The sequence below is a fragment of the Microterricola viridarii genome (genome assembly GCF_001542775.1).
In the GTDB taxonomy this organism is placed as follows: domain Bacteria; phylum Actinomycetota; class Actinomycetes; order Actinomycetales; family Microbacteriaceae; genus Microterricola; species Microterricola viridarii_A.
In genome coordinates this window covers 2,133,867-2,146,752 of record NZ_CP014145.1, presented here as the reverse complement: position 1 = coordinate 2,146,752, position 12,886 = coordinate 2,133,867, and the positions used below count along the sequence as shown (strand labels likewise).

Here is a 12,886-nt window from a genome sequence, read left to right as displayed (position 1 = left end):
CGACGATGAGTGAGAACCACGTCCGCACGCGCGAACAGACCGAGGGACGCGAGCTGAGCTATCCGCCGCTGCCCGAGGCGCTCACCGTCGGCATCTACGACAACCACACCCACTTGGAGATCGCCGACGGCGACGACCCGATCGACTACCGCGAGCAGCTGGACCGGGCCTCGGCCGTCGGCGTGCGCGGCGTGATCCAGGTGGGCGGCGACGTGCCGACCTCACGGTGGTCGGCCGCGACGGCCGCCGTCGAACCGCGGATGCTCGCAGCGGTCGCCATCCACCCCAACGAGGCGCCGGTCTACGACACCGCCGGCGGCCCGGACGGCACGTGGGAAGGCGGCCTCGACGGGGCCATCGCCGAGATCGACCGGCTCGCGGCGCTGCCGCGCGTGGTGGCCGTCGGCGAGACCGGGCTGGACTTCTTCCGCACCGGAGAAGAGGGCCGCGCAGCGCAGTACCGCTCCTTCGAGGCGCACATCGACATCGCCAAGCGGCACGGCCTGGCCATGCAGATCCACGACCGTGACGCGCACGAGGCCGTGATCGAGACCCTGCTGCGGGTCGGGGCGCCGGAGCGCACCGTGTTCCACTGCTTCTCCGGTGACGCAGCGATGGCCGAGATCTGCGCCGACAACGGCTGGTACCTCTCGTTCGCCGGCACCGTCACGTTCAAGAACGCGCAGAACCTGCGCGACGCCCTGCAGGTGATTCCCCGCTCTCAGATCCTGATCGAGACGGATGCACCCTTCCTCACGCCGACCCCGTTCCGGGGCCGTCCGAACGCACCGTACCTGCTGCCCTTGACGCTGCGCGCCATGGCCGTAGAACTCGGCACCGACGCCAGCGTGCTGGCCGCCCAGATCAATTCCAACACCGAGCTCGTCTACGGCCGTTGGGATGCAGAACCCGTCGCATCGCCCACCGTCCCGAGCTACACCGAGGCCATCGGAGGCATCGCATGACCGCACACCGTCACGAAGAAGAGGTGCCGGAGAACGTGCCCGGCCACGGAAAGCTGCTCGGCCCCGCCGAGATCCGCGACCTCGCCGAATTGCTCGGCGTCACCCCGACGAAGAAGCTCGGCCAGAACTTCGTCATCGACGCCAACACTGTGCGCCGCATCGTGAAGACTGCTGGCGTCCAGCGCGGCGAGCACATCGTCGAGATCGGGCCCGGTCTCGGCTCGCTCACCCTCGGGATCCTGGAGACGGGGGCATCCGTCACCGCCGTCGAGATCGACAAGCGCCTCGCCGAACAGCTGCCGAAGACGGTCGAGCTGATGCAGCCGGGCGTCGATCTGACCGTGATCACGCAGGACGCCATGAAGGTCATCGAGCTGCCGGGGGAGCCCGCGCGCCTCGTCGCCAACCTGCCGTACAACATCTCGGTGCCCGTGCTGCTGCACTTCCTCGAGCACTTCCCGTCGATCCGCTCCGGCATCGTCATGGTGCAGGCCGAGGTCGGCCAGCGCCTCGCCGCCACCCCCGGCTCCAAGGTGTACGGCAGCCCGAGCGTCAAGGCTGAGTGGTACGGCTCGTGGCGCACCGCCGGCCACGTCTCGCGTCAGGTGTTCTGGCCGGTGCCGAACGTCGACTCGATCCTCGTCGGCTTCGACCGGCGGGATGCCGCGTCCAGCGGTGACGCGGCGATCGATGAGACCGGTGCAATCGGCACCGAGGAGGAGCGCCTCGCCACGTTCGCGCTGGTGGATGCCGCCTTCCAGCAGCGCCGCAAGATGCTGCGCCAGTCGCTGGCTCCCGTGCTCGGCGACACCGCGACGGCCAGCGCCGTGCTGGAGGCCGCGGGCGTCAGCCCGACCGAGCGCGGCGAGCAGCTCACCGTGCACGACTTCCTGCGCATCGCGCGCGCTGCGTAGCAGCGCGAAAGGCGGCAGCCACTAGCCAGGCAACCTCAGGAACAGATACCGAGGCTGGTGCGCCCAGCCCGCGCCAGCGGGAGGGCGCCGGGTTTCGACAGGCTCAACCAGCGGGAGGGGGCCGGGTTTCGACAGGCTCAACCAGCGGGAGGGGGCCGGGTTTCGACAGGCTCAACCAGCTGATGCCAGCGCACTACGACACTGGCGTGTCCGCGCGCACAGCCAGTAGCGTTGCGAGCATGGCCGAAGAGATCGTCACCGGGCGTCAAGACGGAGTGAGCGACGACGCTCTCGCCGCCGCCACCGGCAAGACCTGGGCGGAGTGGTTCGCGATCCTCGACGCAGAGGGCGCGGCAGCCTGGAAGCACTCCGCGATCGCCCGCTGGCTCGACGCCCACTACCCGCTCGGTGGCTGGTGGGCGCAGGGCGTCACCGTCGGCTACGAGCAGGCCCGCGGCATCCGCCTGCCGGGCCAGCGCCAGGACGGCAGCTTCGAGGCGAGCGTGTCCAAGACGCTTCCGCTCGAACAGCTGCCGGCGCTGGACGCGGTAGTCGCCGCCCTGGCCGAGGAGCTCGGCGCCCCGGCATCCGAGAGCCGTGCAGCGAAGTACGTGACGGCGCGTTGGGCGATGCCGGTGGGCTCGCTGCTGGCCACCATCGCGCCGAGCAAGGGAGGCAAATCCTCCGCCGGCCTCACCTGGCAACGGCTCGGCGGCGCCGAAGACGTCGCCCCGGCGAAGGCCCGCATGCAGGGCTGGCTGCAGGCCGCGGCCGAGTTGGGATAGCGTGAAGATATGACTCTCGCCGCCACCTCCCCAGTCGTGCACGCGAGGGCGCCGGGCAAGATCAACGTCTTCCTCGCCGTTGGTGCGTTGCAGGACGACGGCTACCACGACCTGGCGACGGCGTACCAGGCCGTCTCGCTGTACGAAGATGTGCGCGCCTACCCAGCCGACGACTTCTCGGTGAGCTTCAGCGGCAGCGTCGACACCTCCGGCCTCGAGGTCGACGGCAGCAACCTGGCCATCAAGGCGGCCAGGCTGCTCGCCCGCAAGACCGGCTACCGCGGCGGTGTGCGGCTCGAGATCGAGAAGAACGTGCCCATCGCCGGCGGCATGGGCGGCGGCTCCGCGGATGCCGCAGCCAGCCTGATCGCCTGTGACGCGCTCTGGGGCACCGAGCTCGGCAAGGACGAGATGCACACTCTGGCCGCCAAGCTCGGCGCCGATGTGCCGTTCGCCCTCGCCGGCGGCACCGCCATCGGCACCGGCCGCGGCGACCAACTCAGCCCGGCGCTCGCGCAGGGCAACTTCCACTGGGTGCTCGCCGTCGCCGAGTTCGGCATGTCGACGCCGGCCGTGTACGCCGAACTGGACCGGCACCGGGAGCGGCACGCCGCCGACATCCGGCCGGCGGCCGTCTCGCCGCAGGTGGACGCCCGGGTGCTGCACGCGCTGCGCGCCGGCGACTCAGCGCTGCTCGCCGAGGCGCTGCACAACGACCTGCAGGCCCCGGCGCTGCACCTGGCCCCCGGGCTCGGCCAGATCTTGGAGCTCGGCGAGGCCAACGGCGCGCTGGCCGGCATCGTCTCCGGCTCCGGCCCGACACTGGCCTTCCTCGCGCCGGACTCCGACACGGCGCTCGAACTGCAGGTGGCGCTCTCGGCCTCCCGGCTGACGGCGGTGCGGGCCCACGGCCCGGTGCACGGCGCCCGCGTCATCCACTCCTGACCGACCCGCCGCGGATGCCGCCGGCATCCGCCCCGCCGCTCACATCGCATTCGCGGGGCGGCACACAGGCGCGCCCAGTAGAGTTGGGGGCGATATGGCACACATGCTTGGCGCCGAAAGGCTGCACCTCGAATTCCCCACCCGCGTAATCTTTGACGAAGTGACGGTGGGTCTCAATGAGGGCGACCGCGTCGGCATCGTCGGCCGCAACGGTGACGGAAAGTCCACCCTCCTCAAACTGCTGGCCGGGCGGATGGAGCCGGACGGCGGCCGCGTCACGCGCCGCCGCGACGTGCGCCTCGCCATGCTCGACCAGGCCGACACCGTCGACTCCAGCCTCACCGTCGCCCAGGCCGTCGTCGGCGGCATCGACGAGCACGTCTGGGCGGGCGACCCCGTCGTACGCGACGTCATCGGCGGACTGCTCAGCGATGTGCCCTGGGACGCCATCGTCGAGAGCCTCTCCGGCGGCCAGCGCCGCCGCGTCGCCCTCGCCGCGCTGCTCGTCGGCGACCACGACGTCGTCTTCCTCGATGAGCCCACAAACCACCTCGACGTCGAGGGCATCGCCTGGCTCGCCGGGCACCTCAAGCGCCGCTGGCCCCAGGGCAGCGGCGGACTCGTCGTCGTCACCCACGACCGGTGGTTCCTCGACGAGATCTGCAACGCCACCTGGGAGGTGCACGACCGCATCATCGAGCCCTTCGAGGGTGGTTACGCGGCGTACATCCTGCAGCGCGTCGAGCGCGACCGCTCGGCGGCCGTCTCCGAGGCGAAACGTCAGAACCTCATGAAGAAGGAGCTGGCCTGGCTGCGTCGCGGCGCCCCGGCCCGCACGGCCAAGCCGAAGTTCCGCATCGACGCGGCCAACGAGTTGATCGCGAACGAGCCGCCGCCCCGCGACACCGTGTCGATGCAGTCGATGGCCATGCAGCGTCTCGGCAAGGACGTCGTCGACCTGATCGACGTCACCGTCAAGTTCCCCGCCACCGAGCACCGCGGCGAGAAGACGGTGCTGAACGACATCACCTGGCGCATTGCGCCGGGCGAGCGCACCGGCATCCTCGGTGTCAACGGTGCGGGAAAGTCCACGCTGCTGAACCTCGTCGCAGGCACCCTGCAGCCCACCAGCGGCACGGTCAAGCGCGGCAAGACGATCAAGGTCGCGGTGCTCACCCAGCAGCTCGATGAGCTGAAGGCGATCCAGAACGACCGCGTCAGCGAGGTCATCGGCCGTCAGCGTTCCAGCTACGTCGCCGGCGGCAAAGAGATGACCCCCGGCCAGCTGCTGGAGCGCATGGGCTTCATGAGCTCGCAGCTCTCCACCCCGGTCAAGGACCTCTCCGGTGGCCAGAAGCGCCGCCTGCAGCTGCTGCTGATCGTGCTGGACGAGCCGAACGTGCTGATCCTCGATGAGCCGACCAACGACCTCGACACCGACATGCTCGCCGCCATGGAAGACCTGCTCGACTCCTTCCCCGGCACGCTGCTCGTCGTCAGCCACGACCGCTACTTGATCGAACGCGTCACCGACCAGCAGTACGCCGTCACCGAGGGCCACTTCAAGCACCTTCCCGGTGGTGTCGAGCAGTACATCGAGATGCGCAAGAAGCAGGTGGCGGCGGATGCCGACAACGTCGGCTTCGAAAGCGTCGTCGGTTCCAACGACAACAGCGGTGCTTCAACGAGTGCGGCCCCGAGCAAGCCCGCCGTGGCCGCCAAGCCGAAGCTGGGTGGCGCCGAGCTGCGCAACGCGCAGAAGGAACTGGCGTCCATCGACCGCAAGATCGCCAAATGGCAGCAGCAGATCGCCGAGATTCACGAGAAGCTGGCCACCCACGACCAGGGAGATTACGACGGTCTGGGGGCGCTGACCGCCCAACTGTCGAAGCTGGAAAATGATGTGGTCACGAACGAAACCCGTTGGATCGAACTTTCTGAGCTTCTCGAGGGCTAGCGTCGCAGGAACTGTGACGAACTAAGGCGGAGTGGTTCGGCGGTCGAAGAATAGCCCCGTACCGTTGTAATTACCCCGCACAGCTGCGGCACACAAATCCCCTTTGGAAATACCCCATGGCGGAGCTGTGTGCCGAGAGATGTCGAAGCCGCACCCGGCTTCGTGATCGCGAACTGATCACCGGCCGGTCGGGTACACACAGCGAAAGGTAGTTATGTCCATCTCGAAGAAGACCACCAAGGTCCTCGCAGCTCTCGCCACGCTTCCCCTGCTCGCCGCTCTCGCCGGCTGCGCCACGACCGCCGAGGTCGGCGCTGGATCCGGTTCGGCCGACAAGTCGGAGACCGTCAGGATCGGCGTCGTCGGCAAGAGCGACCCGCAGTGGCCCGCCTTCGTCGAGGCCGCCGCCGCAGAGGGCATCACGGTCGAGCTCTCCGACTTCGCTGACTACGCACAGCCGAACCCGGCCCTGTCCGCAGGAGACCTGGACCTGAACCAGTTCCAGCACATCGTCTACCTCGCCGACTACAACGTGTCCGCCGGCGACGACCTCGTCGCCATCGGCTCCACCGCCATCTACCCGCTCGGCCTGTACTCCACCAAGTACAAGAGCGTCGCCGACATCCCCGCCGGCGAGACCGTCGCCGTTCCGGATGACGCCAGCAACCTGGCCCGTGCGCTCCTCGTGCTGCAGTCGGCCAAGCTGATCGAGCTGAAGGACGGCGGAAGCATCTTCTCCGGCCTGAACGACGTCATCCAGGACAAGTCCAAGGTCAAGGTCCAGGCGCTCGAGGCGGCCATGACCCCGACCCTGCTCCCCGACGTCGCTGCCGCGATCATCAACAACGACTTCGTGCAGGACGCCGGTCTGACCTTCGCCGATGCCATCGCCAAGGACGACCCCAACGACGCCAACGCTCTGCCGTACGTCAACATCTTCGCCGCTCGCGCCGAGGACAAGGACAACGCGACCTACAAGAAGCTCGTCGAGATCTTCCAGACCGACAAGGGCGTCCAGGCCGGCCTGCTCGAGGCTTCGGGCGGCACCGCCCTCGCCCTGCAGACCCCCGTTGCCGACCTCGCGGCGTCGCTCGCCAAGGTCGAGGCAGACACCAAGGCACAGAAGTAAGCACCACGAAGCACGCAGCATCTCCGCGGCTTCGCAGAGGAGCGCTCGCCCCACAAGGGCGGGCGTCTTCTCTGCGAGGCCGCACCGCACCTTAACTACACGCGGCATGCCCACCCCGCATCAGGCCGCACGAGGAGTAACCCATGGCGCTAGTCAGCCTGCGCAACGTCACCAAGGCGTATCCGAACCCCAACGACGGAGATCCGATTCTCGCGATCGACGACGTCAGCCTCGATATCGAGGCCGGGGACGTCTTTGGCATCATCGGGTACTCCGGTGCCGGCAAGAGCACTCTCGTGCGCCTCATCAACGCCCTCGAGCCGGTCTCGAGCGGCAGCGTCGTCGTGGACGGCCAGGAGCTCGCCGGGCTGCCAGAGAAGCAGCTGCGCCCCGTGCGCCTCGGCATCGGCATGATCTTCCAGCAGTTCAACCTGTTCAATGCGAAGACCGTGTGGAACAACGTCGCCTACCCGCTGCGCGTGGCCGGGGCCTCCAAGGAGAAGATCCAGGCCCGCGTCGACGAGCTGCTCGAGTTCGTCGGCCTGAGCGACAAGGCGAAGAACTACCCGGAACAGCTTTCCGGCGGGCAGAAGCAGCGCGTCGGAATCGCCCGCGCCCTCGCCACCGAACCACGCATCCTGCTCTGCGACGAGGCGACGAGCGCGCTCGACCCGGAGACCACGCACGAGGTTCTTGCCCTGCTCAAGCGGGTCAACGAGGAGTTCGGGGTGACGATGGTCGTGATCACCCACGAGATGGACGTCATCCAGACCCTGGCCACGAAGGTCGCCGTCATGGACAAGGGGCGGGTGATCGAGACCGGTGAGGTCTTCGACGTCTTCTCCGACCCGCAGAACGCCTCCAGCCAGACCTTCGTCGGCACTGTCGTCAAAGGCCAGCCGTCGGCGGCCGAGGTCGCGGTGCTGCGTGAGCGTCACGCCGGGCGCATCGTCACGTTTTCCTTCCGCGACGGCGACGCCAGCCAGTCCTCCGTGTTCCTCAGCCTGGCGCAGGCCGGCATCGAGTTCGAGCTGGTCTACGGCGGCATCAACGAGATTCAGGGTCGTGCCTTCGGTCACCTCACCTTGGCGTTGCGCGGGCCGGATGCCGTCATCGACGGCGTGCTCGCCGACATCGCCGGTGCGAGCGAAGTGACGGAGGCCGCGTAATGGACAAGCTGATTGAACTGCAGCCCGAATTCTGGGAGGCTGCGGGCGAGACGCTCTACATGGTCTCGCTGACGCTGTTGTTCGGCGGCCTGGGCGGCCTGCTCTTCGGCCTCGTGCTCTACGCCACGCGCGCGGGCAGCCTGATGCCGAACAAAGCGGTGTTCGTGATCCTGAATGTGGTCATCAACTTCTTCCGCCCGATCCCGTTCATCATCTTCATTGCCGCGCTCGTGCCATTCACGCGGCTGGTGATCGGCACCGGGACCGGCACCAATGCGGCCATCGTCGCTCTCTCGATTGCGGCATCGTTCGCGATTGGGCGCATTGTGGAGCAGAACCTGGTGACGGTCCCGCCTGGGGTGGTCGAGGCTGGACGCGCCATGGGCGCCGGGCCGCTGCGCATCCTGACGACCATCGTCATCCCCGAGGCGCTCGGGCCGCTGATCCTCGGCTACACCTTCGTGCTCGTCGCGATCGTTGACATGTCGGCGATGGCCGGCCTCGTCGCTGGTGGCGGCCTCGGCTACTTCGCGCAGCTCTACGGCTACCGCCAGTTCGAGCCCGTCGTGACCTGGGCGGCCGTGCTGCTCATCGTCGTGTTTGTGCAGTTGGCGCAGTTCCTCGGGAACAAGCTCGCCCGCAAGGCGCTGCGCCGCTAGCCAGCGCCCCACGCCACTCGATCTGCGAACACCAGCTCCACGGTCTGCGGACACCCGTTCCACGGTCTGCGGACACCCGCTCCACGGTCTGCGGACACCCGCTCCACGGTCTGCGGATACCCGTTCCACGGTCTGCGGATACCCGCTGGTCGAGTAGCGAGGAACGAGCGTATCGAGACCGGGATGACGGGCTAGTCGAAGTCGAGCGAGAGCTTGCGCAGCAGGCCCGCCAGGCGCTCCTGCTCCGGCGCGCTGAGGGCGCCGAGCAGCACCGCCTCTGCGTCGACGAGGCGGGTGATCGCGGCATCCACGCGGGTCTGGCCCGCCGGGGTCATCACGACGAGGATGCCGCGGCCGTCGTTCGGGTCGGTGCGGCGTTGCACCAACTCGCGCACCACGAGACGGTCGATGCGGTTCGTCATCGTTCCGCTGGAGACCAGGGTTTGCTGCAGGAGTTGTTTCGGCGAGAGCTGGAACGGCTCGCCGGCTCGACGGAGCGCGGAGAGCACGTCGAACTCCCACGATTCGAGCTCCGAGCGGGCGAAGGCGGTGCGTCGGGCACGGTCCAAGTGTTTGGCCAGCCGGCCGACCCTGGAGAGAACCTGCAGCGGCGTGAAGTCGAGATCGGGGCGCTCACGCAACCACGCATCGACGATGCGGTCGACTTCATCACTGGCAGGCATTGTCCCATTATCGCGGCCGCGCACCCCGGATCGCGGCCACAGCTCGCTCCGGGTCGGCGGGGGCGGCGGAAACAGGCCTCATGTTCTGGCAGACTGGATGACGCGCGGAAGTGACTTCGGCGCGTTCCGCCGTGGTGTAATGGCAGCACGACAGCCTTTGGAGCTGTTAGGTCTAGGTTCGAGTCCTGGCGGCGGAGCGCTTTTTTCGGCGCCGCGCGCTGAAAAAAAGGCGCTCCGAAAGGCGGCAGCCAGAATCCAAGGAATTCCTTGGAATGAAAGCGATGACCACTACAAGTTGCCGAGCTGAAGCATTAGACGCACCTCCGGCGCCAACACCCCATCACCGAGGAGCCTGAACCCATGACCGATCAGAATCTGGCGATTGTTGTCCTCGCGGCCGGGCAAGGCACCCGCATGAAGTCGGCCACGCCCAAGCTGCTGCACCCCATCGCCGGCCTGCCGCTGGTCAGCCACGTGCTCGCCACCGCGAAGGCCCTCGACGCCGCAACCATCGTCACCGTTGTGCGGCACGAGCGCGACCGGCTGGCCGCCGTCGTCAGCGCCGAGCTGCCGGAGAGCATCATCGTCGACCAGGATGAGGTCCCCGGCACCGGGCGCGCGGTCGAGCAGGCCGTCGCCGCGCTGCCTGCCGACTTCGACGGCGATGTGCTCGTCATCAACGGCGACGTGCCGCTGCTCGACGCCCAGACGCTCAGCCAGTTCGTGGCCGCCCACCGAGAGAGCGGGGCATCCGCCACCGTGCTCTCGGCCGTCTACGACGACGCCACCGGCTACGGCCGCATCGTGCGTGGCGACGGCGGCGCGTTCGACGGCATCGTCGAACAGAAGGATGCCACCCCGGAGCAGCTCGCCATCGGTGAGGGCAATGCTGGTGTCTACGTGTTCTCGGCCGCCGCCCTGCGCCAGCAGCTCGGCAAACTCACCACCGACAACGCCCAGGGCGAGAAGTACCTGACCGACGTCATCGGCCTGCTGCGCGCGGCCGGATCTGACGTGAGCGCCGTGCCCGTCGCCGAGGCCTGGCTGGTTGCCGGCGTCAATGACCGCGCCCAGCTCTCCGAGGCCGCGCTGCGCCTGAACGCGCTGATCGTGCGCGGCTGGCAGCTGGCCGGCGTCACCATCCAGGACCCGGCGAGCACCTGGATCGACCTCAAAGCCACGCTCGCGCCCGACGTGACGCTGCTGCCCGGCACCCAGATCCTCGGCGCGACCGTCGTCGCGACCGGCGCAATCATCGGCCCGGACACGACGCTGGTTGACTGCGAGATCGGCGAGGGTGCCCAGGTGCGCCGCAGCGACGCCACGCTCGCCGTCGTGGGCGCCGCGGCAACCGTCGGCCCCTTCGCGTTCTTGCGCCCCGGCACGATCCTCGGAACCGACGGCAAGATCGGCGCCTTCGTCGAGACGAAGAACGCGAAGATCGGCACCGGCAGCAAGGTTCCGCACCTCAGTTACGTCGGCGACGCCACGATCGGCGAGCACTCGAACATCGGTGCCGGCTCGATCTTCGCCAACTACGACGGCGTCAACAAGCATTCCTCACAAATCGGGTCGCATGTGCGCACCGGGTCGCACGGGGTCTTCGTCGCGCCGATTACAATTGGTGACGGAGCGTACACAGGTGCGGGAACGGTTGTTCGCAAGAACATACCGGCCGGCGCCTTGGCCATCAGCGTCGCTCCGCAGCGAAACATGGAAGGTTGGGTGCACACGCACCGGGCCGGCAGTGCTGCGGATGATGCTGCCCAGGCCGCGCAGGCAGAATAACAAAGGTTCGACGGCCCGCCGTCGGGGAGAGCGAGACTACACGTGTCCGGAATCAAGTCCAGCGGAGAAAAGCGACTCGTTCTCGTCTCGGGGCGTGCCCACCCGCAACTTGCCATCGACATCGCCGCGGAACTGGGTTCCGATCTGGTGCCGACGGACGCCAGGACCTTCGCCAACGGCGAGCTCTACGCGCGGTACGACGAGAGCGTGCGCGGCTGTGACGCGTTCGTCATCCAGTCGCACACGGCGCCGATCAACGAGTGGTTGATGGAGCAGCTGATCATGGTGGACGCGCTCAAGCGGGCATCCGCCAAGCGCATCACCGTTGTCGCTCCGTTCTACCCCTACGCCCGCCAGGACAAGAAGGGCCGCGGCCGCGAGCCGATCTCTGCACGTCTGGTCGCCGACCTGTTCAAGACGGCCGGCGCCGACCGCATCATGAGCGTTGACCTGCACGCCGCGCAGATCCAGGGCTTCTTCGACGGCCCCGTCGACCACCTCTTCGCCATGCCCGTGCTGCTCAAGCACTTCAAGGACAAGCTGGACCCGGCCACCCTGACCGTAGTCTCCCCGGACATGGGCCGCGTGCGCGTCGCCGACATCTGGAGCGACAAGCTCGGCGCTCCGCTCGCCATCATCCACAAGCGCCGCGACCCGCTGGTTCCGAACCAGGTCTCCGTGCACGAGATCATCGGCCCGGTCGAGGGCCGCGTCTGCCTGCTGGTGGATGACCTGATCGACACCGGCCGCACCATCGTGAAGGCGGCAGAGGCGCTGAAGGCGGCCGGCGCCATCGGCGTCGTCGTCGCGGCCACCCACGCCGTCTTCAGTGACCCGGCAACCGAGCTGCTGCAGAGCGAGTTCATCGACGAGGTCGTCGTCACCGACACCCTGCCCCTGCCGGCAGAGAAGACCTGGGACCGCCTGACGATCCTCCCGATCGCCCCGCTGCTGGCTCGCGCCATCCACGAGGTCTTCGAGGACGGCTCCGTCACGAGCATGTTTGACGGCGCGGCGTAATAAAAGGCGCTGCGCGCCGTTTGTTACGCCGCGAAAGGCGGCAGCCAGTCCCCAGGAAACCTCGGGAACAGCGACCGCTGGCCACGGGGGCGATCAGGTGCTCCGCCCCAGAAACCGCGTTGTACGACAGGAATGACTGCCGCACAACGCGGTTTCTGCCGCACAACGACCCCGGCCCGTCCGCCCGTGCCCACCGGGCTTCGGTAGATTGCCTGTGGGGCTGCCGCCGGGCCCCCGAACCGGAGGTAGCCGTGCCCTTTCTCGCCGATGACACCCGTGCAGCCCTGGAACGCGCACGGGAGCTCGACGCGGCGGCTCCGTCCCCCGCTTCTGCCCTCGACCGCCTGGCCGCCGTGCGCAGGCTGATCGAGGCTCTTGAGGCGGATGCCGCGTCACTCACCGCTGTGCGCGACGCGGTCGCGGCGGGCGCCGACTGGGCACAGATCGGCGAAGCCGCCCACCTCAGCCCGGCGGCTGCCAAGGCGCGCTGGCAGGGAGACGACGCAGCGATCGCCGAGCGGCAGCAGGCGAGCCGCAAACGCTCGGCCCGGCCGAGCGCGAAGCCGACCGATCTGCCCGGGCTCTCGGTTGCCGAGGCGGCAGAGAAGCTCGGCGTCACCGCGCAGGCGATCTACCTGCGCGTGACCCGGGGGCAGCTGGAGGCGCAGACCGTTGAGCTGCCGGACGGGCGCAAGTACAAGCGGGTCTTCCTACCCGAGGGCTGAGCTCCACCAGTCCGTTAGATTTCGACAGGCTCAATCGGCGGGACGCGTGGTGTTCGCTTCGGTCGCTGGCGCCCCTCGAGCCAGCCGGATCTGTCGCCACAACCCGCTGGCTCTCCTTCGAGCCAGCGGGATCTGTCGCCACAACCG

The 12,886-nt window shown here is 68.3% G+C and carries 12 protein-coding genes and 1 tRNA gene; 12 read left to right on the top strand and 1 reads right to left on the bottom strand.

Annotation, left to right across the window (positions count from 1 at the left end):
* The first annotated feature begins 5 nt into the window (after nt 1–5).
* From AWU67_RS09915 to AWU67_RS09880, 8 genes are all read left to right on the top strand, one after another.
* Nucleotides 6–965 (top strand): TatD family hydrolase, encoded by a 960-nt coding sequence (locus tag AWU67_RS09915; protein WP_067228412.1) that lies wholly within the window; start codon nt 6–8, stop codon nt 963–965.
* Nucleotides 962–1,879, top strand: coding sequence for a 16S rRNA (adenine(1518)-N(6)/adenine(1519)-N(6))-dimethyltransferase RsmA (rsmA, locus tag AWU67_RS09910; protein WP_067228410.1), 918 nt, complete (start codon nt 962–964; stop codon nt 1,877–1,879). The genes AWU67_RS09915 and rsmA overlap by 4 nt, the downstream gene beginning before the upstream one ends.
* 239 nt (nt 1,880–2,118) lie before the next feature.
* Nucleotides 2,119–2,664, top strand: a complete 546-nt coding sequence (locus AWU67_RS09905) for a DUF4287 domain-containing protein (protein WP_067228407.1) — start codon at nt 2,119–2,121, stop codon at nt 2,662–2,664.
* Between the two features lie 9 nt (nt 2,665–2,673).
* Nucleotides 2,674–3,609, top strand: a complete 936-nt coding sequence (locus AWU67_RS09900; RefSeq protein WP_067228405.1) for a 4-(cytidine 5'-diphospho)-2-C-methyl-D-erythritol kinase — start codon at nt 2,674–2,676, stop codon at nt 3,607–3,609.
* Nucleotides 3,610–3,703: 94 nt separating this feature from the next.
* On the top strand, nt 3,704–5,566 hold the full coding sequence (locus AWU67_RS09895) for an ABC-F family ATP-binding cassette domain-containing protein (RefSeq protein WP_067228402.1): 1,863 nt from the start codon (nt 3,704–3,706) through the stop codon (nt 5,564–5,566).
* Between the two features lie 214 nt (nt 5,567–5,780).
* A complete protein-coding gene (locus AWU67_RS09890; RefSeq protein ID WP_067228400.1) occupies nt 5,781–6,695 on the top strand; it encodes a MetQ/NlpA family ABC transporter substrate-binding protein in 915 nt (304 codons plus the stop codon).
* A gap of 143 nt (nt 6,696–6,838) precedes the next feature.
* Nucleotides 6,839–7,864, top strand: a complete 1,026-nt coding sequence (locus tag AWU67_RS09885) for a methionine ABC transporter ATP-binding protein (RefSeq protein ID WP_067228397.1) — start codon at nt 6,839–6,841, stop codon at nt 7,862–7,864.
* Complete coding sequence (locus AWU67_RS09880; protein WP_067228394.1) at nt 7,864–8,523, top strand: methionine ABC transporter permease; 660 nt, start codon at nt 7,864–7,866, stop codon at nt 8,521–8,523. The genes AWU67_RS09885 and AWU67_RS09880 overlap by 1 nt, the downstream gene beginning before the upstream one ends.
* A 191-nt stretch (nt 8,524–8,714) precedes the next feature.
* On the opposite strand, the gene AWU67_RS09875 is transcribed toward AWU67_RS09880, so the two are convergent.
* Nucleotides 8,715–9,206 carry a MarR family winged helix-turn-helix transcriptional regulator gene (locus tag AWU67_RS09875; protein WP_067228391.1) on the bottom strand — a complete coding sequence of 164 codons (492 nt, stop codon included), beginning with the start codon at nt 9,204–9,206 and terminating at the stop codon, nt 8,715–8,717.
* 125 nt (nt 9,207–9,331) lie between these two features.
* On the opposite strand from AWU67_RS09875, the gene AWU67_RS09870 reads away from it, so the two are divergent.
* From AWU67_RS09870 to AWU67_RS17355, 4 genes are all read left to right on the top strand, one after another.
* Nucleotides 9,332–9,403 (top strand) — tRNA-Gln (locus AWU67_RS09870).
* 163 nt (nt 9,404–9,566) lie between these two features.
* On the top strand, nt 9,567–10,994 hold the full coding sequence (glmU, locus tag AWU67_RS09865) for a bifunctional UDP-N-acetylglucosamine diphosphorylase/glucosamine-1-phosphate N-acetyltransferase GlmU (protein ID WP_067228388.1): 1,428 nt from the start codon (nt 9,567–9,569) through the stop codon (nt 10,992–10,994).
* A 42-nt stretch (nt 10,995–11,036) separates the two neighbouring features.
* A complete protein-coding gene (locus AWU67_RS09860) occupies nt 11,037–12,014 on the top strand; it encodes a ribose-phosphate diphosphokinase (RefSeq protein ID WP_067228386.1) in 978 nt (325 codons plus the stop codon).
* A gap of 251 nt (nt 12,015–12,265) precedes the next feature.
* A complete protein-coding gene (locus tag AWU67_RS17355) occupies nt 12,266–12,739 on the top strand; it encodes a hypothetical protein (protein ID WP_067228383.1) in 474 nt (157 codons plus the stop codon).
* The last annotated feature ends 147 nt before the right edge of the window (nt 12,740–12,886 follow it).

Bases quoted from the DNA above. Each gene is read 5' to 3' on its own strand.
- AWU67_RS09915 (WP_067228412.1), top strand. From the start codon at position 6: ATGAGTGAGAACCACGTCCGCACGCGCGAACAGACCGAGGGACGCGAG.
- rsmA (WP_067228410.1), top strand. From the start codon at position 962: ATGACCGCACACCGTCACGAAGAAGAGGTGCCGGAGAACGTGCCCGGC.
- AWU67_RS09905 (WP_067228407.1), top strand. From the start codon at position 2,119: ATGGCCGAAGAGATCGTCACCGGGCGTCAAGACGGAGTGAGCGACGAC.
- AWU67_RS09900 (WP_067228405.1), top strand. From the start codon at position 2,674: ATGACTCTCGCCGCCACCTCCCCAGTCGTGCACGCGAGGGCGCCGGGC.
- AWU67_RS09895 (WP_067228402.1), top strand. From the start codon at position 3,704: ATGGCACACATGCTTGGCGCCGAAAGGCTGCACCTCGAATTCCCCACC.
- AWU67_RS09890 (WP_067228400.1), top strand. From the start codon at position 5,781: ATGTCCATCTCGAAGAAGACCACCAAGGTCCTCGCAGCTCTCGCCACG.
- AWU67_RS09885 (WP_067228397.1), top strand. From the start codon at position 6,839: ATGGCGCTAGTCAGCCTGCGCAACGTCACCAAGGCGTATCCGAACCCC.
- AWU67_RS09880 (WP_067228394.1), top strand. From the start codon at position 7,864: ATGGACAAGCTGATTGAACTGCAGCCCGAATTCTGGGAGGCTGCGGGC.
- AWU67_RS09875 (WP_067228391.1), bottom strand. From the start codon at position 9,206: ATGCCTGCCAGTGATGAAGTCGACCGCATCGTCGATGCGTGGTTGCGT.
- glmU (WP_067228388.1), top strand. From the start codon at position 9,567: ATGACCGATCAGAATCTGGCGATTGTTGTCCTCGCGGCCGGGCAAGGC.